At 68.5% G+C, this 24,154-nt stretch carries 22 protein-coding genes and 2 pseudogenes; 6 read left to right on the top strand and 18 right to left on the bottom strand.

Annotated elements, in window-relative coordinates; all coding sequences use genetic code 11:
* Nucleotides 1–247: 247 nt before the first annotated feature.
* The 8 genes from OG413_RS14220 to OG413_RS14185 form a co-directional block, all read right to left on the bottom strand.
* Nucleotides 248–1,372 (bottom strand): LLM class flavin-dependent oxidoreductase, encoded by a 1,125-nt coding sequence (locus tag OG413_RS14220; RefSeq protein ID WP_266805651.1) that lies wholly within the window; start codon nucleotides 1,370–1,372, stop codon nucleotides 248–250.
* Between the two features lie 98 nt (nucleotides 1,373–1,470).
* Complete coding sequence (locus OG413_RS14215; protein WP_266805649.1) at nucleotides 1,471–2,256, bottom strand: SDR family NAD(P)-dependent oxidoreductase; 786 nt, start codon at nucleotides 2,254–2,256, stop codon at nucleotides 1,471–1,473.
* A gap of 11 nt (nucleotides 2,257–2,267) precedes the next feature.
* On the bottom strand, nucleotides 2,268–3,212 hold the full coding sequence (locus tag OG413_RS14210) for an LLM class F420-dependent oxidoreductase (RefSeq protein ID WP_266805647.1): 945 nt from the start codon (nucleotides 3,210–3,212) through the stop codon (nucleotides 2,268–2,270).
* A gap of 293 nt (nucleotides 3,213–3,505) precedes the next feature.
* Nucleotides 3,506–4,744, bottom strand: a complete 1,239-nt coding sequence (locus tag OG413_RS14205; RefSeq protein ID WP_266805645.1) for a GDSL-type esterase/lipase family protein — start codon at nucleotides 4,742–4,744, stop codon at nucleotides 3,506–3,508.
* A 129-nt stretch (nucleotides 4,745–4,873) separates the two neighbouring features.
* On the bottom strand, nucleotides 4,874–5,446 hold the full coding sequence (locus OG413_RS14200) for a TetR/AcrR family transcriptional regulator (protein WP_266805644.1): 573 nt from the start codon (nucleotides 5,444–5,446) through the stop codon (nucleotides 4,874–4,876).
* Between the two features lie 444 nt (nucleotides 5,447–5,890).
* Nucleotides 5,891–7,333, bottom strand: a complete 1,443-nt coding sequence (locus OG413_RS14195; protein ID WP_266805643.1) for an FG-GAP and VCBS repeat-containing protein — start codon at nucleotides 7,331–7,333, stop codon at nucleotides 5,891–5,893.
* Between the two features lie 352 nt (nucleotides 7,334–7,685).
* Nucleotides 7,686–8,105 (bottom strand): hypothetical protein, encoded by a 420-nt coding sequence (locus OG413_RS14190; protein ID WP_266805641.1) that lies wholly within the window; start codon nucleotides 8,103–8,105, stop codon nucleotides 7,686–7,688.
* A 126-nt stretch (nucleotides 8,106–8,231) separates the two neighbouring features.
* The gene (locus OG413_RS14185; RefSeq protein WP_266805639.1) at nucleotides 8,232–8,687 is read right to left on the bottom strand and encodes an NADAR family protein; all 456 of its coding nucleotides are present in this window, start codon (nucleotides 8,685–8,687) and stop codon (nucleotides 8,232–8,234) included.
* Nucleotides 8,688–8,840: 153 nt separating this feature from the next.
* Here OG413_RS14185 and OG413_RS14180 point away from each other — a divergent pair, with 153 nt between their 5' ends.
* Nucleotides 8,841–9,458 (top strand): N-acetyltransferase, encoded by a 618-nt coding sequence (locus tag OG413_RS14180; RefSeq protein ID WP_266805637.1) that lies wholly within the window; start codon nucleotides 8,841–8,843, stop codon nucleotides 9,456–9,458.
* A gap of 123 nt (nucleotides 9,459–9,581) precedes the next feature.
* Here the strand turns inward: OG413_RS14180 and OG413_RS14175 are convergent, their stop codons facing one another.
* Nucleotides 9,582–10,427: a hypothetical protein gene (locus OG413_RS14175; RefSeq protein ID WP_266805635.1), complete on the bottom strand. Its 846-nt coding sequence runs from the start codon at nucleotides 10,425–10,427 to the stop codon at nucleotides 9,582–9,584.
* A 382-nt stretch (nucleotides 10,428–10,809) separates the two neighbouring features.
* On the opposite strand from OG413_RS14175, the pseudogene OG413_RS14170 reads away from it, so the two are divergent.
* A pseudogene (locus OG413_RS14170) lies at nucleotides 10,810–11,274 on the top strand (VOC family protein).
* An 873-nt stretch (nucleotides 11,275–12,147) separates the two neighbouring features.
* Here the strand turns inward: OG413_RS14170 and OG413_RS14165 are convergent.
* Entirely contained in the window at nucleotides 12,148–12,660 is a 513-nt protein-coding gene (locus OG413_RS14165) for a MarR family winged helix-turn-helix transcriptional regulator (RefSeq protein WP_266805633.1), read from the bottom strand.
* A gap of 63 nt (nucleotides 12,661–12,723) precedes the next feature.
* Between OG413_RS14165 and OG413_RS14160 the strand changes: the two genes are divergently transcribed.
* On the top strand, nucleotides 12,724–13,092 hold the full coding sequence (locus OG413_RS14160; RefSeq protein ID WP_266805631.1) for a VOC family protein: 369 nt from the start codon (nucleotides 12,724–12,726) through the stop codon (nucleotides 13,090–13,092).
* 220 nt (nucleotides 13,093–13,312) lie between these two features.
* Here OG413_RS14160 and OG413_RS14155 read toward each other — a convergent pair whose 3' ends face one another.
* Nucleotides 13,313–14,347 carry a hypothetical protein gene (locus OG413_RS14155; protein ID WP_266805629.1) on the bottom strand — a complete coding sequence of 345 codons (1,035 nt, stop codon included), beginning with the start codon at nucleotides 14,345–14,347 and terminating at the stop codon, nucleotides 13,313–13,315.
* A 235-nt stretch (nucleotides 14,348–14,582) separates the two neighbouring features.
* On the opposite strand from OG413_RS14155, the gene OG413_RS14150 reads away from it, so the two are divergent.
* Entirely contained in the window at nucleotides 14,583–16,028 is a 1,446-nt protein-coding gene (locus tag OG413_RS14150; RefSeq protein ID WP_266805628.1) for an NAD(P)/FAD-dependent oxidoreductase, read from the top strand.
* 19 nt (nucleotides 16,029–16,047) lie between these two features.
* Here the strand turns inward: OG413_RS14150 and OG413_RS14145 are convergent.
* Nucleotides 16,048–16,539: pseudogene (locus OG413_RS14145) on the bottom strand (DUF1062 domain-containing protein); the annotation flags it as partial.
* A 26-nt stretch (nucleotides 16,540–16,565) separates the two neighbouring features.
* Here OG413_RS14145 and OG413_RS14140 point away from each other — a divergent pair.
* A complete protein-coding gene (locus OG413_RS14140; protein ID WP_266805626.1) occupies nucleotides 16,566–17,750 on the top strand; it encodes an MFS transporter in 1,185 nt (394 codons plus the stop codon).
* 141 nt (nucleotides 17,751–17,891) lie between these two features.
* Here the strand turns inward: OG413_RS14140 and OG413_RS14135 are convergent, their stop codons facing one another.
* The 3 genes from OG413_RS14135 to OG413_RS14125 form a co-directional block, all read right to left on the bottom strand.
* Entirely contained in the window at nucleotides 17,892–19,664 is a 1,773-nt protein-coding gene (locus OG413_RS14135; protein WP_266805624.1) for an ABC transporter ATP-binding protein, read from the bottom strand.
* The gene (locus OG413_RS14130; protein ID WP_266805622.1) at nucleotides 19,657–21,267 is read right to left on the bottom strand and encodes an ABC transporter ATP-binding protein; all 1,611 of its coding nucleotides are present in this window, start codon (nucleotides 21,265–21,267) and stop codon (nucleotides 19,657–19,659) included. Before OG413_RS14130 ends, OG413_RS14135 begins: the two co-directional genes overlap by 8 nt.
* Nucleotides 21,268–21,541: 274 nt before the next feature.
* On the bottom strand, nucleotides 21,542–21,961 hold the full coding sequence (locus OG413_RS14125; RefSeq protein ID WP_266805620.1) for a hypothetical protein: 420 nt from the start codon (nucleotides 21,959–21,961) through the stop codon (nucleotides 21,542–21,544).
* 319 nt (nucleotides 21,962–22,280) lie between these two features.
* Between OG413_RS14125 and OG413_RS14120 the strand changes: the two genes are divergently transcribed.
* The gene (locus tag OG413_RS14120) at nucleotides 22,281–22,952 is read left to right on the top strand and encodes a DUF4232 domain-containing protein (RefSeq protein ID WP_266805618.1); all 672 of its coding nucleotides are present in this window, start codon (nucleotides 22,281–22,283) and stop codon (nucleotides 22,950–22,952) included.
* Between the two features lie 29 nt (nucleotides 22,953–22,981).
* Here the strand turns inward: OG413_RS14120 and OG413_RS14115 are convergent, their stop codons facing one another.
* From OG413_RS14115 to OG413_RS14105, 3 genes are all read right to left on the bottom strand, one after another.
* Nucleotides 22,982–23,419, bottom strand: a complete 438-nt coding sequence (locus OG413_RS14115) for a hypothetical protein (RefSeq protein ID WP_266805616.1) — start codon at nucleotides 23,417–23,419, stop codon at nucleotides 22,982–22,984.
* A gap of 197 nt (nucleotides 23,420–23,616) precedes the next feature.
* On the bottom strand, nucleotides 23,617–23,928 hold the full coding sequence (locus OG413_RS14110; protein WP_266805614.1) for a hypothetical protein: 312 nt from the start codon (nucleotides 23,926–23,928) through the stop codon (nucleotides 23,617–23,619).
* Nucleotides 23,925–24,137, bottom strand: coding sequence for a DUF397 domain-containing protein (locus OG413_RS14105; RefSeq protein WP_323137855.1), 213 nt, complete (start codon nucleotides 24,135–24,137; stop codon nucleotides 23,925–23,927). Before OG413_RS14105 ends, OG413_RS14110 begins: the two co-directional genes overlap by 4 nt.
* Between the last annotated feature and the right edge of the window lie 17 nt (nucleotides 24,138–24,154).

Raw genomic sequence — 24,154 nt, 5'->3', positions numbered from 1 at the left:
GCCGCGGTGCGGTGGTGTGTGGCCGGGGTGCGTACGCTTCGGCCGCGGTACGCACCCCGGCGCACGGGCGACGGTCCGGGAAGACGCCGCCCGGCCCGGGTTCCGGGGGCGCTGCCCCCGTACCCCGCTCCTCAATCGCCGGAGGGGCTTGATTTCCCCCGGCCGGCCCCACCTCCGAACACCGCTGAGCGCCAAACCCAGCCTCGCCGGCGATTGAGGCGCGGGGTCCGGGGCGGAGACCCGGGGGTCAGCTCGACGCGCCCCGGAACCGCGAGGTCCGATGCACCGGGTCCGTGTCGATCTTCGGAATCACGTGCTCACCGATCAGCTTGATCGAGTTCACCGTGTCCTCCGGACTGATCCCGATCGGCAGCCCGAAGCTCAGCTGATCCGCCCCCGCCCGCTCCCACCGCCGGCACTGGGCCAGCACCTCGTCCGGGTCGCCGCAGATCATCAGCTCCTCCGCGATGAGCAGCTCGATGATCTCCTCGCTGTACTCGGGCAGCAGCTCGGGCCACTCGGGAATCCCCTCCGGCCGCGGGAACGTGTCGTGGTAGCGGAACAGCAGCGACTGGAGGTAGTTCAGCCCGCCGCCCACCGCGATCTCGACCGCCTTGGCGTGCGTCTCGGCGCAGATCGCGGTCGAGGTGACCATCACGTTGTCGTTGACGAAGTCGCCGATCGGCTCCGCCTCCTTGACCGCGTTCTTGTAGGACTCGACGACCCACTCCATGTCGGAGACCTTCTGCACGCTGAAGCCCAGCACCCCGAGCCCCTTCTTGCCCGCCATCGCGTACGAGGACGGCGACCCGGCGGCGTACCACATGGCCGGGTGCGACTTCCCGTACGGCTTGGGCAGGATCTTGCGGGGCGGCAGCGACCAGTGCTTGCCCTGGAAGCCGACGTACTCGTCCTGGAGCCACATCTTGGGGAACTCGGCGATGGTCTCTTCCCAGAGTTCCTTGGTGTGGTTCATGTCGGTGATGCCCGGCATGAACCCGAGGATCTCGTGGCTCCCGGCCCCGCGTCCGGTGCCGAACTCGAAGCGCCCCTCCGAGAGGTGGTCGAGCATGGCGACCTTCTCGGCCACCTTCACCGGGTGGTTGACCGGGGCGAGCGGGTTGAAGATGCCGGACCCCAGGTGGATCCGGTCGGTGGCGTGCGCGAGGTAGCCGAGGTAGACGTCGTTGGCGGAGAGGTGCGAGTACTCCTCCAGGAAGTGGTGCTCGGAGGCCCAGGCGTACTTGAAGCCGGACTTGTCCGCCTGGATGACGTACTCGGTCTCCTCGATCAGTGCCTTGTGCTCTGCCTGGGGGTCCGCCTTGGCGCGCGCTGCGGGCACGTACCCCTGCACGAAGAGCCCGAATTCCACGGAGGTTCACCGTCCTCAAATATTTCTGACGCATCGTCAGATTGTGATGCGACCGACTGTTCCACCGACGTTCCTGCCCGTCAATACCTGACGCTCCGTCAGAAAAGGCTGACGCCGGCCAGCCATCCCCCGTCGATGACGAACGGCTGTCCGGTGATGTACGAGGAGTCCTCCGAGGTCAGGAACAGAGCGAGCGCCGCCACCTCCTCCGGCCGCCCGATCCGCCCGAGCGGCACGAGCTTCTTGTACAGCTCGGCCACGGCCGCCTTCGACTCCTCCGGGTCGGCGGACGGGTCCAGCGCCGCCGGATTGGTCATCGCGGTGTCCACGGCACCCGGACAGACCGCGTTGACCCGTATCCCCTGCGCCGCCAGCTCCATCGCCGCCACCCTGGTCAGCCCGAGCACCGCGTGCTTGGTGGCCGCGTACGCGCCCACGAACGCCATACCGGTGAGCCCGGTGTACGAGGCCGTGTTGACGATGGTCCCGCCGCCCGCCGCTCCGATCTCGGGCGCGACGGTCTTGATCCCCAGGAACGCGCCGACCTGATTGACCTGGACGACCTGCTGGAACTCCTCCAGCGGCGTGGACACCAGCTCGTTGAAGCGCAGGATTCCGGCGTTGTTGACCAGCCCGTCTATCTTCCCGAACGTTTCCTTCGCAACGGCGACGGCGGACTGCCACTCCTCCTCGCGGCTCACGTCCAGATGAACGAACCGGGCGGCCTCCGCGCCCAGCTCCTTCGCCAGGGCCTCCCCCTGCTCATCCAGCACATCGGCGATGACCACCCGCGCGCCCTCGGCGGCGAAGAGCCGCGCCTCGTGCTCGCCCTGCCCGCGCGCCGCACCGCTGATGATGACGACGCGCCCGTCCAGCTTGCCCATGCCCGGTCTCCCTAGGTGTCGAGTAGCGGTGCGACGTCGGCGCCGAACGCCGTCATCTGGTCGATGAGTTCACGTGGTTCCCGGCTCCGGAACCGCACCTGGATCTGGTGCACCCCCATGTCCGCGTACGCCCGCAGCGAATCGGCGAGGACTTCCGGCTTCCCGCTCAGGGTCCGCCGCCCCACCCGCCACCCGGGCTCACCGACGTAGAGCGGTTCGGTGATCGCCCCGATGACGAGCGGCTTCTCGATCCCCGCCGCCGCCCGGAGCTCGCGCAACCGGGTTATCCGGAGCGGCAGTTCGTCCCGCGATCCCCCTTGCGGCAGCCACCCGTCCCCCCGCACGGCGGCCCGGCGCACGGCGGCGGGCGAGGAGCCGCCCACCCAGATCGGTACGCGCTCCTGGGCCGGACGCGGCAGCTGCCCCAGCCCGCCGAAGGAGAACCGCTCCCCCGAGAACTCCGGGAACTCCTCCGGCCCGAGCGCCGCCCGCAGCGCGTCGATGGTCTCGTCGAGCACGCCGCCGCGCCCGGCGAAGTCCGCGCCGAGCGCCTCGAACTCCTCCTGTACGTGCCCGGCGCCGACCCCGAGGATCAGCCGGCCGCCACTGAGGTGGTCGAGGGTGGCGTACTGCTTGGCGGTGAGGAGCGGATGACGCAGTCCGACGACGGCCACATGGCTCATCAGCAGGACGCGATCGGTGACCCCGGCGAGAAAGGCGAGGGTGGCGACGGGGTCGTACCAGATGGTGCTCATGGCCCCGGCGAGCCGCCGGGGAATGCCGACGTGTTCGCAGCTCGCGAGGTAGGCGAAACCACTGCGGTCGGCGGTGTGGGCGATCCGGGCGAGGTCGGCGGGGGTCGCCCCGGCCTCCCAGGGCTCCGCGTAGAGGGTGCTCTGCGACTGGATCGGGAGCTGCATCCCGTACGACAGCGGCCCGGTGGGCAGTATCGGCACCGAACGGCCTCCTTCCCCTGAACTGATCTGATGGACAGTCACTTTGCAGGCGGGGCCATAGTCATACCTGACGCTCCATCAGACAAGGGTGTACGCCAACAGGGCTGCCGGGGGCGACTGCTGGGGGCGACTGCTGGGGGCGACTGCCGGGGCAGGCTCCCGGCGGCCTGACGACGCCGGAGAGGAGAGAGACGACGGCAGCCCCGGAACCACCGACCCGATGGGGGCCTGGATGATTCCGGGGCTGCCGCGGAAGGGCGGGCGCTTCCGGTGCACGAACTGCCCGCGAAAGGTCAGGCGCTGCGGTCCGCGGAGGAGCCGTTGGCCGTGAAGGCGCCGTTTGCCTGGAAGGAGTCGTTTGCCTTGAAGGGGCCGTCGGCCGCGAAGGCGCGTTCGGCGAAGCGCTCGCCGATACGGCGGTGCGCGGCGGCGTCCGGGTGGAGCTGGTCGGGCAGGGGCAGTTCGACGGAGTCGGCCTCGCCGTAGAGGTCACGGCCGTCGAGGTGGTACAGGTTCGGGTCCTCGGCCGCCCGCTGCTTCACGATCCGGTCGAGTTCGGCCCTGATGACGTTCAGGGTGAGCTTCCCGGCGGCCGTCTCCGCAGGGTCGCCCGTCGCGCGGAAGCTCAGCTTTCCGGCGCTCAGCGCGGCGAGGTCCGGGGCGCTGGGGCCGGGGGTGTCCTCGTGGATCGGGCACAGGATGGGCGAGACCACCAGCAGCGGTGCGGTGGGGTGGCCCTCACGGATGGTGTCGAGGAAGCCGTGGACGGCCGGGGTGAAGGCACGCAGGCGCATCAGGTCGGCGTTGACCAGGTTGATGCCGATCTTGACGCTGATCAGATCGGCGGGCGTGTCACGCATGGCGCGCGCGGTGAACGGGTCGAGCATGGCGCTGCCGCCCAGGCCCAGGTTGATCAGCTCCACGCCGCCGAGCGAGGCGGCCAGTGCGGGCCAGGTGGTGGTGGGGCTCGCCGCGTCGGAACCGTGGCTGATCGAACTGCCGTGGTGCAGCCACACCTTGCGCCCCCGGTCCGGCGCGGGCTCGACGGCGGCATCGGTGCGCAGGGCGACGAGTTCGGTGGCCTCGTTGTGCGGCAGCCATATCTCGACGTCCTTGTCGCCGCCGGGCAGCCCGGCGAAGCGGAGGGTGCCGACCGGTCCGGGCCGCTGCTCGGCGGTACCGGTGGTCATGTCGATGGTCAGGGTGTTGCCGCCGGTGACACTGCCCCGGCCGGCCGGGCGTCCGTCGACGAGCAGGTCGTACACACCGTCCGGCCGGGGCGGGGCCCCCACGTAGACCCGCTTGGTGGGCAGCGCGTCCAACTCGATGGCGGTGGCGCGGGTACGGAAGGCCAGCCGGACCCCGGAGGGCTGCGCCTCGGCCATGGCGAGCTGACCGTCGGTGTACTGGGCGCGGGCCCGGGCGGGCAGCCGGTGCGGCAGGACGCCCTGCGCGGTGCGCTCCAGGTCGAGGGCGCCGCGCAGGAGGTCGGCGGTGACGGGCGTGGTGATCCAGCGGTCTTCGGTATTCATGATCTCAGCCTTGATCAGGGGTGTTCGAAACGATCAGATACGCGGATGCGCGGATGCGCGGATGCGCGGAACACGGAGGCACGGAGGCACGTATACGCGGATGCACAGCCGCGCGGATGCGCGCACGCGTCAGGGCGCGGGCCAGGTCCGCAACAGGGCGTCGAGCCGGTCCAGGGCCCATGACCAGGATTCCTGCGAGTCGGGAGCGCTGTGGCTGAAGCCTCCGGCCAGCTCCAGGCTGACGTAGCCGTGGAAGACACTGCCCAGAAGCCGTACGGCGTGTGTCTGGTCCGGCTCCGTCAGGTGGTACCCGCGCAGGATCGCCCGCGTCATCTGCGCGTGCCGCCCTCCGGCGCTGGCCGCCGCGGCCTCCGGGTCGAGCCGGAACTGTGCCGCGGCGTAGCGGCCGGGGTGCTCGCGGGCGTAGTCGCGGTAGACGTTCGCGAAGGCGGCCAGGGCATCCTTGCCCGCCCGCCCGGCCAGGGCGGTGGCGCCCCGGTCCGCGAGCTCCTCCAGCGAGAGCAGCGCGATCCTGGTCTTGAGGTCCTGGGAGCTCTTCAGATGCGAGTACAGACTCGCGACCTTGACATCGAACTGCCTGGCCAGCGCCGAGAGGGTCACCTGCTCGAACCCGGCCTCGTCGGCCATTTCCGCGCCCGCCCGGACGAGGCGTTCCGTGGTCAGTCCCGCACGTGGTGCCATACCGGAAGCCCTCCTTCCATCAACCTGAACTCATTATGCATATACCTAAAGCTTATAGGCAAGCGGGAAGAGGTAAGCGGGGCGGAGGCGCGAGCGGACCCGTACCGAAACAGCGGCGGGTGTCCATGGTGGTGACGGCTTGTTCGGTGGCCCGGGTGGCGGGGTCGCCGAAGACGAACTCGCTGGTTGAGCCCGCCGTGCAGGGCTCCGCGACCACGGCGGCGCTCCGTCGCGAGCGCCAGGTCGACCACGACCACGGCCTTCGGCTGATCCTCTGCCTCCGTGACGGAGCAAAGGATCAGCCGAAGGCCGCTTCCACGCCGGGTGAACTGCGAAAACGCTCACCGAGTTTCGAGCCGCGTTCAACGGCGGACTATGAACAACAAGCTTGACCAACCGCGTCCAGGCGGGTTCGGCCCCTGTGACGGGTGTTCCGCTGGGCGGCTAGCCGGCGAGGACGTCGCCGAAGTACGACAGACCGGAGGGCCCGCCGACCGAGGCGGCGCCGAAGGTCGTCGAACCGGTGGCGGTGATACCGCTCGTACCGGACTTGAAGAGCCAGAGCGAACCCGCGCCCTTGTTCTCGGCGTAGGCGCCGACCACCAGCTCCGCGCGGCCGTCCTTGTTGCTGTCCGTGAGTTCGACGGAGGAGCCGAACTGGTCCTGGGTCTCGCCGGCGCCGGGCACGCCCGCCGTGTCCTGCGTGAAGCTCTTGGAACCGGTGCCGGTCAGCCCCTTGGCGGAGCCGCGCAGCACGGTGACCGTGCCCGTGGCCCGCTTGCTCCCCGTGGCCTCGCCCGGCGCGCCGACCGCGATGTCCGCGTAGCCGTCGCGGTTGGTGTCGCCCGCGGCCAGACTCCAGCCGAAGCGGTCGCCCTTCGTGGCGGTGCCGGGGATTGCGGTGGTGGCCTGGGTGATAAGGACCGGCTTGCGGGTGGACAGCCCGGCGGCGCCGCCGTACGTCACGGTGATGGCGCCTCCGGGACCACCGTTCGGTTCTCTGGCGGACTTCTCCGTGAAGTTGCCGGTGACGATGTCGCCGTAACCGTCCTTGTCGACATCGGAGATGACGGCCTCGTAGCCCCCGGCGACCTTGCTGGACGCCTTGAGGCCGGTCTTGCCCCCCTTGTAGAGGACGCTGCGGGTCCGGTACCCGTTGCCGCTCTCCTCCTGGCCCATGACCAGGAGATCGGTCGCGCCGTCGCCGTTGACGTTCCCCGCGACGAGCACGTCGGCGTTGATGCCGGTCTGGCTGTAGGTGTCGATACCGACGAGACCCGCCGCCCTGCCGGTCCGGGAGACAGGTCCCTTGAATATGTTCAGCTCGGGTGCGGCGAGGTTGACGGTGGCCAGGTCGGTCCGTCCGTCCCCGTCGAAGTCACCGGAAGCCAGGCTCCAGCCCAGCTCGTTGCGGTACTTGGGCAGCGGCGCCAAAATGTCGACGGCGGACTTCAGCCCGCCCGCGCCGCCCCAGACGACGGTGAGGACGCCGGAGGAGTCGGTGTCGCCGATCTGCTCGCCGTGCACGCCGACCACCAGGTCGGTGTACCCGTCACCGTCGAGGTCACCGGTGGTGAGACGGTCACCGAAGTAGTCACCCGTCTCCGGCGTCCCCGGAATACCCGTGGTGGCCTGGCTGATGATGGTGCGCCTGGACTTGTCGAGCCCGTTCTTGGTGCCGTAGACGACGGCCACGTACCCGGCCGCCTTTCCACCGACCTTCCCGAGGGGCGCGGCGATCGCGAGATCGCGGTAACCGTCGCCGTTGAAGTCGCCCTGCATCCCGGACGGCGCTGCGACGGCACTCCCCCCGGCGGCGAGCAGCAGCCCGCCGACGAGGGCGGCCGAGGCGGTGGTCGCGAGGACGGTGCGAAGGTTCTGCTGCATGCGTGTCTTCTTCTCCTACGGCACGCCGGACGCCATGACGGCTGTCCGAGTCGGTATCCCGAGCCGACGACATGCGGGGGCCGGATCCTGCCAAGCCTCCGACCCCGCACACACGCGTCGCTCGGTGCAGGTGTGACCGCTGAAGGGCCCCGGGGGTTGTACGGGTCCCACACCGTTGTCCGATCACCTGGCAAGCGGGATGCCAGCGATCAAGCTCACCGGTGGGCAGCCCCGCGCAGGGCACGTCACGACTCCGATGCTGCTGCTCGGCCTGGTCTTCAACCTCATCGCCGTCGCCGCCGACAGCGTGTGGGGACGCGACGGCCCGTCCATGGTCCGTGGCCGCAGGGCTCTACTCCGGCTGCGTCACCGTCAGCCCCCACCGGATGCTCTCGTCGGAGGCGTCGATTCCCACCGAGAAGGACCCCCACTGAACGACGCCCGGGTCCATGGCCACCGAGCCGACGCCCGTGCTGCCTTCGGGGCAGTCCACCTCGAACGCGGCCACCTGGGTCTGCTGCGACGCCATCGTCACCGACACACTGCCGCCCCCTTCGCAGGCCACCGTGATCACGGTCGCAAGGCGGTCCGAGGCACCCGCCGACACGACTCCGCCGTCTCCCGCGTTCTCCGGCACCCACACCAGACCGTCCGGCCCGGGGTGCGGAAGAAGCGCTCCTGTCGTCGCGGCGGCAGCGGGCACGACCCCCATGCCCACCGCCCCGAGGGCCACCAGCATCGCCACGGCCACGGTCTTCCTCGCACGTATCACGTCTGCTCCTCGCCGACCTGTCATGGAGCCGTCAGTCTCGGGCGGAGGGAGGTCCGTACACATGAGTACGCGTACTCATGGGCCGGTCAGCTTCCCCGACGCCGCGAACGCGCACACGTCGTGGCCCTAGCGGGCGTCGGCGAAATCGACGCGGAGCCTGCTGCGGGTACGCATCAGGATCCGGCCGAGCATGTTCTTGCCCGTACCGGTTCTGCCCCGGCCCCAGTAGTTATCGGTCGTGGTGTCCTCGACGATCCGCTCGTCGTCCGTGGCCAGCAGAACCTCCCGGATGTCCGCGTGCGTACGGAACTTGGCGTCCACCGCCCGGCGCATCACGTCGTCCTTGACCCGCTCCCAGTCCCGCCGCAACGGGACGGACGCGTCCCGGCCCAGCTCGGCGGCCCGCAGTGGGGTGCGGGCACGCCGGATGCGTTCGGCATGGCGGGTGCCGACGTACTTCTGGGCCTGGAAGTAGTGCTCCGACGTCGGCCACCACTGACCGTCGAGGTCCAGGCCGTGGTCGGAGAAGTTCGAGAAGCAGCCGTAGGGCACTTCATCGGAACCGTAGAAGTAGATGGTCATACGACCCTCGGGGGGTGGAGTTACGGAAACCCGCATGGTGCCGGGCCCGCGATCGCTTCCGCAACGGGATTTCGGGCTTCCCCTCTTCCCTCCCCGCGCGTGGACCGCCCACGCGACAGACCGCCGCCCGCCGAAGATCACAGGGTGTGCAGAATGACCCGTATGCCTATACCTAACACTCCCAAGACGGCATCGATCGAGGACGCCCAGCTGGTCGGCCGAACCCTGGCCCTCGCGTTCGACGACGACCCGATGATGCGTTGGTTCTTCCCCGACGACTCCTCTCGCGGGTCGGGGCTGGCCCGGTACTTCACCACCCTCTTCACCCGGCAGTACGCCCACCACGGTGTGTGCGAGCGCACCGACGCGGCGGCGGCCTTCTGGGTGTCGCCGGAGGGGCAGGAGAAGGCCGTTCCCGACGCGGAGACCGTCCGGGAGCTCCAGGACATCCTCGGCGACCAAGCGGCACTGTTCCGCGATGCCGTCGAGGCCGCGGCCGGGCACTCCCCGACGGAACCCCACTGGTACCTGGCGGTGATCGGCGCCGACCCGGCCACCCAGGGCCGGGGCCACGGTTCCGCCCTGCTCCGCTCGGGCCTGGCCAAGGCCGACGCGGCGGGCCTGCCCGTCTATCTGGAGTCGTCCAAGGCGTCCAACCTCCCCGTCTACGAGCACTTCGGCTTCACGGTGCTCGGGGAGGCGCGACTGCCGGGAGGCGGCCCGGAGATCTGGTCCATGCGACGCGATCCCCGCCCGGCGACCGACGCCTGATCCTCGTCCGGCGTCCTCCCCCCGGCCGCCGCCTGACCCCCCGCCGACGCCTGACCCCCAACCGGCAGTTGGACGCCCGCGAGAGCGTCCAACTGCCGGGCATCCACCGAGTCCTGATCCAGCTCAGCGCTTGGGCGGAGGTGTCACTACCCAGTCGGTGTTCCGGAAGTGAGTGGAAATCCCATTCCCTTCCTGGGACTTGTCGGGAGGTCCGGAGCTGGGGAACAGCGAAGGCACGACACCACGCCCCAATCGCTCCTCCCACACGGCCGCCCACTTTTCGAGGTCCGGGAATGCCTCACGAACGGCAGTCCGGTTGACGAAACTGTATTTCGGATGAATGAACCCCTTTCGGAGATCTTCATCGGAGAGCTTTCCCGCGTCCTTCAGCTCATCCCATTTCTGCCGGGCCTCAGCCACCATGACATCGGATGAGATGTGGAAGTCGCCGTCGCTGGGTCCGACCGGTTTCCCCTTCTCATCGAGCGCCCCCAGCTTGTACAAAGTCTCGAACGGCCGACGTGCCGGGCGCTCACTGGGAGGCGTGGTGCCCATCCACTGCCGGAGCCTTTCCAGCGCCACAGGCTGCCCCGCCAGACCCTGTTCGGTGGGGAAGTCCTTGTGGCGGCCCGAGAAGAAGAACGCCCATGAACCGTGGACGCGCACGTCGTAGTCCTCGGGACGCTCACAACCGCCGCACATGGCCCTGAACAGTGACGACGACATGTCCTTGAACTGCCGAGGAGTCGTACCCAGCGGCGCCTGGAAGCGGCGCCACCAGTCGACCTGCTGCCACGACAGCCCGAGGAATTCCAGGTCGCGAGGCTGGACGAGGTATCCCGTGTCATCGCGCGGCCACGCCCGGATGCCCTCGCGCTGACTTCCCTGGACCCTGCCATCGGCGTCGATGAGCCCCATCGCCTGGGCTTCCTGGCGCCTCTTGGCGAAGCCGGGGTCCTCGTCGGCCACCGAGACAGCGCGGACGGTCTGCCCATGGACGCTCTCACCGACCGACCAAGCCGATACCGAAGCGGCCGGAGCGACCGAAGGGCCCAAAAGAGCCATGGCCGCTACGGCGAGAACTCCCAGCCTTTGACGATGACGTGACAACTCTTTACCTCCAACAGGGAAGGACCACAGGCCCCGTGGCCCGCGCTCCTCGCGACCCACGAATCCGAGTTACGCACACCTCCGCACGCCACCGTCACAGCCACGCCGATACGGGAAAGCAAACGGCGAGCCCTCCGCGGCCCAAAATCCATTCCCAGTTCGAACGCAGAAGACCGGAGCGACATCCATGGCAGAGGGCTTCCAACTCGCCACGGAGAAAGCCGTCTTGCACGGTCCCGTCATGGCAACCGGAATCGGCCTGACCCTCGACCGTACGAACGCGAGGCTCCTCGGCGACTTCTGAAAGACGGCGCTGGGCTACCTCGGCGAGCCGCCGCCCCCACCCTTCGCCACCCGCGAGGAGTGGCTCGCGAGTTTCGACCTGCCCGGGGACGACTCGGCGTACGACGGTGCGTGACTCTGTGACCCCGATGGCGTCGACCCCCGGCTCTCCATCCTCAAGGTCCCCGAGCCGAAGACGGCGAAGAACCGGCTGCACATCGACATCCGAGTGCCTGGACACGGCAGTTCCGACGAACGATGGGCCCGAATCCGGTCGAAGTCCGAGTGGTTGGTTGAGGCGGGCGGGAGCGTGCGCGAGGTGGCCGACGGCCACCACATCGTCATGACGGACCCCAGCACTCCTGACTACCAGTTCTCTTGCCGATTACGGCCAGTACAGGGATCAGAAGGCAAAGTCCGGTGACAGCGGAGACGAAGACGGACCAGCCGAAGCGGAAAAGGAATCTCATAACGGCACCCGGTGGGCGGATGCGCCCTGCTGCCTTCCGCGCATCCGGGCTGCGTTGAGTGCGGCCACGGCATCTAGCTGACGGCAGTGGTAGGCAGTGCCGGGCAGCAGCCGCCGGTAGTGGGTCTCCCACAGGACACCCGCAGGGCGTACTACCCGCGCACCATTCCGGCACGCACGTAGATCACGGTGCAGGGCATGTTCTTGTCCTTGTCGAACACGACCTGACCGGCCTGATCTCATGGCCCGCGCCGAACGGCCGCACCGGTCCAGGGAGCTGAGCGGCACGCTGTACGAGTGCCTTCGGCACATTCGCAGCGCCTGCCGTACGGGGCGGCTTCGATCTCGCAGCGGCCTTGTCAGACGCGCCGGGTGCCACTTGGCCACCTCTTCGCGGCCGGAGATGTCCGGTGCTCGGGGGGCCTGCCCAGAAGAATGCGGCAGTCGGTCACTTTCGAGTGGTCGCCCGCCTTGATCACCTTCGCCAACTCGGCATGCAGCGCTGTGCACTTGTCATACTTCATTGAATCCTCCAACGGCTTCGTTCGTTCTCGTACCGGACGCGGGAACGGATGCGCTGTATGGCCTCGCTCTGCGGCCCGTGCTCGGCGCATGCGGACACTGGCTCGACCCTCGTACTGCGTGTGGTGTGTGGTGCAGCCCCCGCGCTCTGCCTCACGACCACTTCGGTCACCCCCGAGAGGGTGCGTGCTGCACGGGCAGAGCTGATGGTGACCTCGGTTCACATTCGCCTGGCCCTTGAGCCGCTCATCACAGAAGAAAGTGCAGTCGGGGGCTGCCGGTTTTCGGGGTCGCCCGCACGGATTCTCACGCTCGGCTGCGCTCCTGTCCGGGCGCGGCGAGACGTGCGCCGGGGACCGAGCTACGCAGGTCGTTGCCGTCGCGCAGGGAATGAATCATGCTCTGCAGGATCCGGAACGCGCCTGACTGCTCGCTCTCGGTCATACCGGCCAGCATTCGGACCTCGACGGACCGGACCGCCACGGTCGCCGCCTCCAGGCTCTGTCGGCCGCGAGGCGTGAGCCGCGCGGGAAGAACCTTCCCGACGGGCGCCTCCGCCGGCCTGGTCACGTAGCCGTCTCGCTCCAGGGCCTGGAGCAGCACGTTCATCGACTGCCGGGTCACGAACGCGCCACGCGCGAGCTCGGAGTTCGACAAGCCCGGCCGTTGGGCCAGCAGCTCAAGGCAGGAGTAGTGCGTCACGCTCATCCCGAGTGGCCGCAGCACCTCCTCCATGGCTGCGCGCAGGGCGCTCGAAGCCTCTTTCAGCAGGTAGCCCAGTGATTTGTCCAGGTCGACGCCGACACCGTTTTGACTCATGTCAGAATTCTGACATACATTGGCTCATGTCAGAAATCTGACACGAAGAGAAGGAGCGCCATCATGCCCGCCACCGGCCCCGACTTCATCTCGCTCCAGGCGCGCGACCTCGCCGCTTCGCAGGCGTTCTACGAGCAGTACCTCGGTCTCGTCCGCTCGCAGGCCGGACCTCCGCACGCCGTCGTCTTCGAGACGAAGCCGATCGCGTTCGCTCTCCGCGACGTCATTCCCGGCACCGATCTCGCATCCGTTGCTCAGCCCGGCATCGGTGCCGCGATCTGGCTCCACGCCACCGACGTCCAGGCCATCCACGATGCTCTCGTCGCCGACGGTCACACCATCGTCTCCGCACCGATTGACGGCCCCTTCGGCCGGACATTCACCTTCGCCGACCCCGACGGCTACCACGTCACTCTCCACGACCGCGCCTGATACCCCCGCCACCACCGGACGATCACCGGTGCCCCGAAGACCCCCGGTTGCGCCCGAGTCGCGAGAATCCGGACGACACTCATTGGCTCTTCGCATTGAGCGGCCCGCACTGCGGAACCTCAGGTTCTGAGTGTGGGGAGACCCTGAGGGCAACGGGTTCTGCGTGGCCGCGGCTCCCGCTTCGGATCCGGCTCCCGCCTCACCCTGGGACGGACACGCCTCAGCCGCCCTGTCCACGGACGATCGCGAAGCGCTCCCGCCAGGTGGCGTCCTCGGGGAACGTGTGTGTATCGGCCTGCCACATCTCCCAGGCGGCGACCTGACGGCACTCGGCGCATGCGGTCTCGTCACTCATCGGCCGGAAGACGTGTTCCTCCCCCGGCCCCTCGCAGGCGATCAGCTCGCGGACCCGTGCGGGTGCCATGGCGGGCGGTGTGGGTGGTGCGAGTGGTGCCTGTGGGGGTTCCGGGCACTTCTGGGCCAGGCGGTAGCGCAGGAAGCCGACCGCGGAACGTACGCCGCCCTCCGGGCGCTCGGCCAGTAACGCCTGACGCAGGTCCGCCTCGCCCAGGCCCCGCTCCAGCCACTTCACCGCTTCCACCGCCAGGGCACGCGCCTCGCGTACCCCCAGGTGCAGTTCCCGGCGCGTATGGCGCAGCGAGAGCAGGATCTGCTCCGCGCGGGCCAGTTGAGCCGGGCTGGAGGAAGGCGGCGCAAAGGACGGTGCGAATGTGGCGGGCTGCGGTTCTGCCACCTCCACTTCCGCTTCCGCCGCTTCCGCTTCGGAGGGTGGGTGGGTAGTGGTCTTCTCTCTGTTGTCTTCTACCGGTTGATAACCACCGGCCGTCCGGGGACTCGGCTCACCGACGATCGGAATCCGCACAGTCGGCGGGGCGGGAGCAGGAGAAGCAGCGGGCGCCGTGGTCAGCCTCGCGCGTACGGCCCTGGCCTCGGCCTCCGTCAGCGGAGTGTTCGTGAACAGCTGTTCCGTGTACCAGCGGCCCCCGGCACCCTGGCCGCTCCACTCGTGCACGAAGCCCAGCGCGACCAGCTGCTTCTTCGCCTTCTGGTGCGCATGGCCCTTCATCCCCAGCTCGTCGGCCAACTCGCCCAACGGGCGGCCCGTGGCCGACTCCGGCAGACCCTGGACGTAGAGCAGGAGGATCTTCGCATCACTGTTCAACCGCCGCGCACGCACGACGTTGTTCGATGCCTTCGTATAGACCGAAGAGGGCGCGATAACATGAAGCAGCATTACCCGGTGGTCCTGTTCCACTGGTCGGTGTAGGCCCTCGGTCGGTGTTGTCGCACCGTCGGGGGCCGCTCCATGCGCCCATTTGCGCACGGAGGGTGATGACATCGTTACCGTACCCCATGGTTTTCCCCCCGCTCCACGCGAACATCCCTTCGGTATGCGCCACCGACAGCCCGCACCAGCAGTCGAGGGGTGGGATACGGTCGCTGGGCAACACAGCGTGGAGGGAAGCACATTGACGCGCGTTGCGATCATCGGCGGCGGGATCAGCGGGCTGGCCGCAGCCCTGTTCCTGGGACGCCGAGGTCACTCGGTGACCGTGTTCGAGCGGGATGCTCACCGGCCCGGTGAGCACCTCGAACAGGACTTCTTCGACTGGCACCGCCCCGGCGTACCGCAGTCGGTCCAACCGCACGGCCTACTCGCTCCGGTGCGCACGGTGCTGCTTACCGAGACTCCGGATGTCTACGAGGCCATGCTGCGCAGAGGAGCCGCCGAGCGCCACGAGATGGCCTGGTTCCCCACAACTGCCCAGTCCCGTAAGGGAGATGAGGACCTGGTGACCGTCCAGACCCGGCGCATCGTGCTGGAGGCCGCCCTGCACGACGCGGTCGAGCGCGAACCGGATGTGGGGATGCGGCGCGGGGACCCCGCCACCGGACTGGCCCTCGACCGGAAGCGTGGCACCCCGTGGGTGACGGGGGTGCGGTCGGCCTCCGGCACGCACCCGGCCGACCTGGTGCTCGACGCGGGCGGGCGGCGCTCTCCGGTGACCGGCTGGCTCGCGGCGGCCGGATGCCGGGACGCGGTGGTGGAGAACCACCGCATCGGCATCGCCTACTTCTGCCGCTGGTACCGGCTGCGCGCCGACGGCCCGCGCAACCCCGGCCGGGTCAGGAACGGTTCGGCCTCGGCCTTCGCCGTGGGCGGGGTGTTTCCCTCGGACAACGGGACCCTCGCGGTGTCGTTGACGGTCTCCACCGCCGATCCGACCCGCGCCCTGCTGCGGGACCCGGCCGTGTTCGAGCGGGTCGCCGGCACGTTCCCCGCCGTCGCCGCATGGCTGGCACTGGAACCGGAGCCCGTCTCGGATGTTCTCGCGATGGGCGGCCTGGACAATCGCTGGACCTCTCTCGTGGACGACAGGGGGCCGGTGGTCGCCGGGCTCGTCGGCGTCGGGGACTCCGTCATGCACACCAACCCGACGATGGGACAAGGGGTGGCACTGGGCCTGCGAGCCGGTCAGTGGATCGGCCGCCACGCCCAGGACGCGTCGAAGGACCCGGTGTCGTTCGCCGAGGACTATCACCGGTGGTCCGTACGCACGCTACGGCCGTGGTTCGACGGCCAGGTCGCTGCCGACCGGGCCAACGCGGCGCAGCTCGGCGACGCGGCCTCCCCTTCCCCGACGCCGCCCACCGGCGCTTCCCGCGAGACGGCCGCCCGCGCCGCCTGTTCGCTGGACGATCCCGTGGTCATGCGGGCACGGGCCCAGGTCCGCCATCTCGTCCTGACGGAAGAACAGGCGTACGGGACCGAGGAAGTACGGGCGCACCTGGCGCGGTGGCTGGAGGAACACCCGCACTTCACGCCCTCGTTCGACGGCCCCGGACGTACGGAGTGGGAGTCGGCAGCGGGCCTGGAGGACACGGCCGCCCACGACGGGAAGCCCCCCGTATGACGCCCGCTCCCCGGCAGTGTCAGCGCTTGAGCATGAAGGTGAAGTCGCCCGAGAGCCTGCCACTCAGGGGGACTGTCGACACGAGGTTCCCCTCGGCGAGCGGCCTCCCGACCTCGGCTCGCGAGAAGCCGAAGCCTTCGGCGATCAGTCGCACCGGCCGCACGGGCATCCGCGCCGCGAAGCGGACCGAGACCTCGATCGTCTCGCCCTCCGCCTGATCCGGCCCACCGCTGTCGAGGCGCCAGGCATTGTCCCAGTCGAGGGCGATGCGATTGCGACGGCGTACGACGGGGTCCTGGAGCAACTCCGCTGCCAGGCCAGGGGCGTTGTCGTGCATCAGGTTCAGGAGCTCGGGTCGTACGGAACGCACGTGCATCCGCTCCAGGACAGTGAGCTTGGTGGTGTCCCCGCACCCGGCGCACAACGCGAGGAGCCAGGCGTCGTGGAGCTTGTGGTTCGCGTTGACACGGAATTTACCGTTCGCCCGGAAGCGCTCGGAGGCACACCTGTGCGCCGCGCGAGGGAAGAGGCGGCCGTATGGTCACGACACAACCGGCTCCGTGGCACAGGTTCGCGGTGCTCGTGGCCCTGATGCTGGCCGCGTTCACGTTCAACACGGCGGAGAACCTGCCGATCGGCCTCCTCGAACTCATCTCCGACGACCTACGGGTGTCCCTGTCGGCGGTCGGCTACCTGGTCACCGGATACGGCGTGACGGTCGCCGTGGCGTCCCTTCCGCTGGCCCACGCCGCGCGGGCCGTGCCCCGACGCCATGTGCTCACGGCACTGCTGGCCGCGCTCATCGTGTCCAGCCTGGCCGCGGCGCTGGCGACCTCCTACTGGACGCTGTTCGCGGCGCGGCTGTTGACCGCGCTCGCCCAGGCGTTGTTCTGGGCCGTGATGGGGCCGGTCGCGGTGGGCCTGTTCGCGCCCGGGATCCGCGGGCGGGTGGTCGGGGCGCTGTCCGTCGCCGGTTCGCTCGCCCTCGTACTCGGTGTTCCCGCCGGGACCTGGCTGGGCCGGCAGAGCGCCTGGCCGGTGCCGCTCGCGGTGCTGGCGGGGCTCGGGCTCGTATCCCTCGTGACGATCGCCGTCCTGCTGCCGACCTCGCGTCCGGAGGAGGGCCACGCCGCCCACGGGACCGCTCCCGACGGCCGCCGGTTCCGGACCGTGCTCGCGGCCACGACCCTGTCCGCGACCGGGGCGTTCGCGGGGTACACCTACATCGTGAAGTTCCTGGGCGATGTCAGCGGGTTCTCCCGGAGCACGGTCAGCGCGCTCTTGATGGGCTTCGGTGTCGCGTGTCTGGCCGGAGTGACCATCACCGGGACCCTGCTGGACCGCTTCCCGCACGCCGCGCTGACCACGGCCGTGGCCACACAGGCGGTGGGCATGCTCGGCCTGTACGCCACCGGAACCGATCGGACGGCGACGGTGGTGTTCCTGGTGCTGATGGGCGGTGCGCTCGGGCCGGTGTTCATGGCCACCCAGAACGAGATGCTGCACTGCGCACCGGGCCGCACGGATATGGCGCTCGCGGCCAACTCCGGTGCCTACAACGCCGGTATCGCGGCAGGCGCCTCCCTCGGGGGCCTCCTCCTGCCGCTCGCCGACGTACGCGGCGCGTTCCTGGCGGGCGGGCTGCTGTCCGCCGGGGCCTGCGCGGTACTGCTCGGCGAGCGGCTGCTGCCTGCGGCGAAGACGGCCGCCCCGGCCGCGTAACCCCGTCCGCATGACCCCGGCCGCGTAACCCCGGCTACGTAACTCCGTCCGCGTAACCCCAGCTACGTGAATCCGTCCGAACGCGCGAGCCGGGGTCGCCCGCCGCGTCCGCATTGGCCTGCCGGGATGCGCCCGGCGCGATCATTGCCCCTTTGAGTCCGAGAGGGACGCCGAGTGCCATGACTTCCACAAGCGTGTGTACGTGCCGTCCGAAGAAAGGAGCTCCATGTGGCTTCCCTCCTCGACGATATTGCCGCCGTCCATGACGACGACTCGGTCGCTGTTCTGGGCAGCCCATAGGTCGTGGGCAATCTGGATGACGGTGGTGTCCCGCAGGACAGTGGGAAGGAGCGTGGCGAACCGCTTCGACTCCTCTTCGGACAGACCGGCGGTGGCCTCGTCCAGGATGAGGACGCTCGGCTTCATAAGGACCAGCCGAGCGAGGGAGAGCTGCCTCGCCTGCGCGGGGGTGAGGGTATGCGCGTCCGCTCCCAGTCGGGTCTGCAAGGCGTCGTCCATGGCGGTGACCCAGCCGCCGGCTCCTACGGCCTCCAACGCGTGCCAGATGTCGGCTTCGGAAGCGTCGGCCCGAACCAGGGTCAGGTTGTCGGCGACCGTGCCCCCGAAGACGTGATCCTCCTGTGCCATCAGGACGATGCCGAGGTGGGTGTCGTCGGAAGTGCCGGTATCCGCCACGCGGATACTGCCGGACGCGGGAGTGAGGATGCCCGCCAGGAGAAGGGCGAGCGTCGTCTTGCCCGCGCCCGATGCTCCCACCACACAGACTCGTTCACCGGTGTGCACGGTGAGGCTGATGTCGTGAAGCACGCTCGCGCCATCGACGTAGCCGAAAGAGAGCTGATGGACGCTCAACGCTTCCTGCCGGTGCAGTGGAGCGTGCCCCTTCGGGGCAGCGCGCTGAGCGGTGACGGGTTCTGTGGCAACGCCAAGGATGCGAGCGAGCGCCGCCCTGGCCGGTTGCGCTTCGCCGAACCAGTAGATGAGGTCGTCCAGCGGGGAAATGATTGCTCGCATGTACAGCGCGATGGCTGCGACATGACCCACTTCGGCGCTGCCGGAACGGACCAGCCATGCGCCCCAGCCCACCACGACGAGCAGCGGCAGGTGGTAACCGATCTGGATGACGGGGAAGGCGCGCTGTTCGAGCCGGATCGGCTCGCTCGCCGTGTCGACCGCGCGTGCGACAGTGCGCGAGGCGGAATTCTTCCGGGCTGCCTCCAGTCGCAGCGTCTCGACGACCTCATGGCCACGCACGGTCTCAGTGACCTGGCTCGATACCGCCGCACGCGCCTCAAGCTCATCCCCATACGCCTTTGCCGCACGGCGGACGTACCACCGGGTCGCAAGAATGATGGGGGGAAATCCGACGAGGCATCCCAGGGCAAGCAGAGGGTTGATGACAAACGCGCAGCCAAGCGTCATGGCTGTCGTCACGGAACCCACAATGGTCTCCGGGAGACCGGTGCGTGTCACTTCCTGCAACGCGTCCATGTCGGAGGTGGACCGGGACAGGATCTCGCCCGCGTCGACCCTTTCCACACGGCGTAGTGGCATGGCGAGCAGGCCGGTCAAGAACTGTATGCGGAGAAGGGAAAAGACGCGCTCACCCAGAATGAATGACCACTTCGCCGCAGTGAATTCGAGTATTGCTCCGGCAAGCAGCGCTACTGCGATCACAGCAGCCGACCGGAGAAGTGAGAGCTGTTGATGGGACGAGACCCTGTCAATGATCTCGCCCAGCACCAGCGGAGGAATGAGCCCGCAGGCCGTTGCCGCCGCATGGACGAGAACGATCGCGGTCAGCCGTCCCCTGAATCGGGTGAGGAGATCGCGGACCCTGCGTACAACGCTATGAGCGTCGGCTACGGGAAGGGTGTGGGTGAGGTCAGACACAGGTTCCCCCCTGAATACGGAGCACCTGGTCGGCCACGGCACGAAACGCGCCGCTGCGAGATACCACCAGGGTGGTGCGCCCATGGCGGTGTTGGGCGATACGCCGGGCGACTTCGACCTCGGTCACCGCATCGAGAGCTGTCGTCGGCTCGACGAGCACGAGTATCGAGGGATCGCCGAGCAGCGAACGTGCCAGAACCAGCCGCTGCCGTTGTCCGCCGGACACGCTGCGCCCGTCTGCGTCGATGTGCGTGTGCAGTCCTTCGGGGAGCCGGTCGATCACATCGGTGGCACCGGCTGCCCACAGCGCCGGCCGGAGGTCTTCGTGACCATGGCGGGCCGTGGGGTCCAGGACCTGGTGAGCGCTGCCGGAAAGGATCGTTGTGCGCGAGCCGTGGTACCGCACGGCATCCCGCAGCGCGGGGAGATCGTAGTCCCGCAGAGGACGTCCGCCGAGGAGAACCGGTTCGTCCGCGCTCGACGTCAGCCCGGCCAGCCGACGGCACAGCGCCTCCGAATCGATGCCGCCGTCGGGTACCAGCACGCTGAACTTGCCGGCGGGCACGCGCAGCCCCGTCACCTGGTCGAAGAGGTCCGCATCCGTCGGAATGGGGCTGAGCCGGCCAGGCCACTCACTTTCCGGAATTTCGAGAATGTCCACGATGTTCTTTGCGGCGACCCGTGCACTGCTGCGCAGACCGCTGTAGCCGGCCGCGGTGGAGACGGGCAGAACCAGATAGGCCGAAGCGGCGTAGAAGGTGACCAGGTCGGTGGCTGCGATGGCCCCGGACGCCGCGAGGTGACCTCCGAGTGTCACCACACCGGTGAGGAGGATGCCCGGCAGCAGGTTGCCCGAGACGAACAGGAGCGCCTCGGTCCGGGCAACCCTCACCCCGGCCTGCTCGGTGTCCAGGGACGCCTTTTCGAACCGTGCCCGCATGACGTTCTGCGCGCCTAGTCCGCGCAGGATGCGCAGCCCCAGGGCAATGTCCGAACTCAACTCGGTCACTTTTCCCAGTAGTTCGCGGTGCCTCTCCTGGCGTTCCTCAAGAGGCTCCGCGATCTTCGTCGTGAGCCACATGAAAGTCGGCACGCCCACGAGGATGAGCAGGGTCACCCACGGTGAGATCCACAGCAAGTAGGCGGAGACGACAGCCATGCCGATGATCGAGGCAACGAGCTTGATACGAGCAATGGGGAAACCGGTCACTCGTTCGACATCGTAGGAAACGACCGTGGCGACCTGTGCCTGATGCGCGGATGCCGCCACTTCGCGTGGTGCTCGCGCCGCTTTCTCACCGATCGAGGTGCGCAACCGTGCCGCGTTGCGTACCTTGATCCGCGAGGCGATGGCATTCCGGGTGACGTTAGTGATGATTCCTACGGCAAGGGCCGCGCCCAATCCCAGCACAGTTGCGGCCAGTTGCCCTGTCCCCGCATCCAGTGCGGCACTCAGCGAAGCTCCGACGAGTAAGGGTACGGTCGCTTCTGCTACCGCGCCTGCGAGCGCGAGCGCGGCGAATAGGGCAATGGGTCTGCGCTCGCTGAGGCTGAGGTCTCGGACAAGATGGCCGAGCGGCTTCCGAGAGACATCGCTACTCATTCTCATTTCACCGCGTCCGCATTGCGCGTTTCACGTAACTCGGCCATTTCCGGATGGGAATTAATTTCGCCGAGAACTTCACAGAATCGCCCCGGAGGGGGACCGCTATGCACATCAGCACCCCCAAGAAATTTTCCTTGCTGACACTTTTCTCGATACAAGAGCACATCGAAGAAAATCATCGCTCGATGTGCACGTCAACAGATTTACAGGAAGTGGGTTTGATGGCATACCGGGCGTTTCGCACCTGCCCGTGTGAGGTCCGCCCTCACCCTCACTCGCAGGGCTCATCAGGCAGTTCATGACGACGGATCACCGCGCCATGATCCGCACTCCAAGACCACTTCGACGGCGCATCGCAGGGCGTAGACCGGTACGTAGGCCCCCAAACCCCGGCCGTGCAGAACACGCACGCCTCCAAGAACGGCAGCGCGTCCAGCACCCGGTGACGTACGCACGAGGCCATCGCGGCCTCCTGCGGCGTGTCCCCCCAGTCGAGCTCCGCCAGGTCGAAGCCGACCACCCCACGGCCCATCACGTTCTGGTCCTGGAGGGTCAGCAGGGCGGCGAAGCGGAAGTCCCACGGCTCGTGGGCCAGCGTGGACACGGCGAGCGCCAGCACGTCCACGAACACCGCCGTGCCGCCGTTGGTCATCTCCGGGTACCGGCCATCGGCGCCGTGAAACACATTCATGTCGTGAGAGTAAAGAGAGGGGGCATCCCACCGGTGGTGGTCAAGGTTGGGCGGGTTACGGGTCTGTCCCAGCGGGCGGTGGCTGGGTGCGGGTGGGGGTTGGGGGTGGGGACCGGTGGCGTGGCTGGGAGGGGAGCGGGTTCCGTCGTGTTGTGCCTGGGTGTGCGTGTAACAGGGGTGTATTAGGGGGTGGTTGGGCGGAACGGGGGGCCGGGCCGGGCGGGTCTAGGTGATCAGAAATGCTCGCTCGTACTGACCCGTACCGAGCGGCAGTCACTGCCGACCGGCACTGCCGACAACCGATGTTGAGGAAGACACGATGCGCGTTCACAAGCTCACCTTCGCCGCTCTGGCCGTTGCCGCGAGTCTGTCGCTCACGGCGTGCCAGGGTGAGGAGGACGGTACGGGCCGGGGTGCCCCGTCGTCCGCGTCCGCCGGGTCGTCCGCGTCGTCGTCGGGTGGTGGTTCGGATCAGGCCGGTGCGGGCAAGGGCGGTGCGGACGGTTCCGAGGGGAAGGGTTCCAGCGGGAACGGTGCGACGGGCGGGGGCGGTTCCGGTGCGGGTGGCGGGGTCGGGAAGTGCCGTACGGACGAGCTGGAGATCACGGCGTCGGACCGGAGCATCAGCGATGAGGGTGAGGGCACGGTCGTGGTGGAGCTGAAGAACGGTGGTGGCGGGGACTGCTCGGTCTCGGGGTATGCGGGTGTCGACCTGAAGACGAGTGAGGGGCCGCTGTCGGCGAAGCGGGCGGGCCGGGATATGGGTCCGGATGTTCTCAAGGACGGGGAGCGGATCTTCTTCGGTATCACCTACCCGCTGAACGAGTCGGGTGGTTCCGGTGTGCGTATCACGGGGCTGGTGGTGACCCCGCCGGACGAGACGAAGTCCGTGACCCTGGACTGGCCGGGTGCCGCCACGCTGCCCGTCACGGACGGCTCGGGCTCCCCGGTGACGGTCGGCCCGATGGGAAGCGCCGGACAGGGCGGCTGACCCACCCACCCCGGCTGAGCGCAGTCCCGTTAGTCCGAGGCCAGCTTGTCCTTGATCCTCGAAACCGTGTCGCGCAGGTTGGGAAGCCCATCGAGCTGGACGGTCATGATGCCGCGCGACGCCTTCGCACCGTCCTCCGAACCGACTCCGGCTTTGCACTCGGTAGCCCCTTTGCGAAGCCCCTTCAGCGCAGCCTTCCAGGTGATCTGCGCGGGCTCGTCCGGTATCGCATCCAGGTCCTCGGCGGCAGGCAGATGCTTCAGGAGATCCTCACAGGCGGGCCCCATCTGATTGAAGGTCCCCATACTCACCTCGTTGACCCGCGAGGCGTCCTCCCGCATCTGCTCGATCTGTTTCTCACCGCCCGAGGTGTACCAGTCCTCCAGATCCTCGCCGGGAGTGGAACTACAGCCCGTGACCAACGCGACGGTGGCAACGGCAGTGATCGCGAGAGCAGCGGCACGCATGGGGACTCCCCGGGTAGGCGAAGCCCGATGCTCCCAGAACACCCTTCCCCGGAACGGGCCTGTGCACAGTTCGTGACCTGTTCGCAGCGGTTGGGGCGGGGCGGGGGGCCGGCTGCGGCGGGCGGACGGATCGTCCATGACGTAGGGGCCGGTGGGGCCATGCCTCGGCGCCTCGCCCGGTCGCTCGACCACGGCGCTCAGAACCCCATCATCGACTTGTCCAGCACTCCGCCCAGCGCACCGTAGACGCAGCACCGCGTGGAGTGCCGGGCCCTCCTTCGGATCACGAAGCCCGTCAGGAACGCGGCCGACAACAATCCCGCGACGGCCGCCGGGATCACCGGCCCCTGGAAGAAACCCGCGCAGACCGCCACTCCCAGCCAGACAGCAAACGGAAGAAGAGACCCGCGCAGCACGGTGCCGAGGCCGACCGCTGTGGGGCGATCCGGCAGAACCCGCTCGTTCCACAACTCAATGTGGTTCCGGGTCACGCAGTACGCCGGGTTCATACGCGATCAGACCACATCGTTCCGCACGGCCGCGACGAACGACTGCCAGGAAGCCGCAGCGAAGGTGTGGCACCGAGGGTGCGGCCCTTGCTGTCGCCCACCCCGAAGAGGCCGTCCACCGTTGGCTGCGTCTCGACGCAAGACCCTCCGTTGTCGCCGCTGTACGAGGACTTCGTCCACGCACCTTCGGGGAGGTCGTGTCGCAGCATCTTCTGTACCCACCTCT

This window comes from Streptomyces sp. NBC_01433 (assembly GCF_026340105.1).
In the GTDB taxonomy this organism is placed as follows: Bacteria; Actinomycetota; Actinomycetes; order Streptomycetales; family Streptomycetaceae; genus Streptomyces.
This window is presented reverse-complemented; position numbering and strand designations above follow the sequence as displayed.

Bases quoted from the DNA above. Each gene is read 5' to 3' on its own strand.
- OG413_RS14215 (WP_266805649.1), bottom strand. From the start codon at position 2,256: ATGGGCAAGCTGGACGGGCGCGTCGTCATCATCAGCGGTGCGGCGCGC.
- OG413_RS14205 (WP_266805645.1), bottom strand. From the start codon at position 4,744: ATGAATACCGAAGACCGCTGGATCACCACGCCCGTCACCGCCGACCTC.
- OG413_RS14200 (WP_266805644.1), bottom strand. From the start codon at position 5,446: ATGGCACCACGTGCGGGACTGACCACGGAACGCCTCGTCCGGGCGGGC.
- OG413_RS14195 (WP_266805643.1), bottom strand. From the start codon at position 7,333: ATGCAGCAGAACCTTCGCACCGTCCTCGCGACCACCGCCTCGGCCGCC.
- OG413_RS14185 (WP_266805639.1), bottom strand. From the start codon at position 8,687: ATGACCATCTACTTCTACGGTTCCGATGAAGTGCCCTACGGCTGCTTC.
- OG413_RS14180 (WP_266805637.1), top strand. From the start codon at position 8,841: ATGACCCGTATGCCTATACCTAACACTCCCAAGACGGCATCGATCGAG.
- OG413_RS14165 (WP_266805633.1), bottom strand. From the start codon at position 12,660: ATGAGTCAAAACGGTGTCGGCGTCGACCTGGACAAATCACTGGGCTAC.
- OG413_RS14160 (WP_266805631.1), top strand. From the start codon at position 12,724: ATGCCCGCCACCGGCCCCGACTTCATCTCGCTCCAGGCGCGCGACCTC.
- OG413_RS14155 (WP_266805629.1), bottom strand. From the start codon at position 14,347: ATGCTGCTTCATGTTATCGCGCCCTCTTCGGTCTATACGAAGGCATCG.
- OG413_RS14140 (WP_266805626.1), top strand. From the start codon at position 16,566: ATGGTCACGACACAACCGGCTCCGTGGCACAGGTTCGCGGTGCTCGTG.
- OG413_RS14130 (WP_266805622.1), bottom strand. From the start codon at position 21,267: ATGAGTAGCGATGTCTCTCGGAAGCCGCTCGGCCATCTTGTCCGAGAC.
- OG413_RS14125 (WP_266805620.1), bottom strand. From the start codon at position 21,961: ATGAATGTGTTTCACGGCGCCGATGGCCGGTACCCGGAGATGACCAAC.
- OG413_RS14120 (WP_266805618.1), top strand. From the start codon at position 22,281: ATGCGCGTTCACAAGCTCACCTTCGCCGCTCTGGCCGTTGCCGCGAGT.
- OG413_RS14115 (WP_266805616.1), bottom strand. From the start codon at position 23,419: ATGCGTGCCGCTGCTCTCGCGATCACTGCCGTTGCCACCGTCGCGTTG.
- OG413_RS14110 (WP_266805614.1), bottom strand. From the start codon at position 23,928: ATGAACCCGGCGTACTGCGTGACCCGGAACCACATTGAGTTGTGGAAC.
- OG413_RS14105 (WP_323137855.1), bottom strand. From the start codon at position 24,137: ATGCTGCGACACGACCTCCCCGAAGGTGCGTGGACGAAGTCCTCGTAC.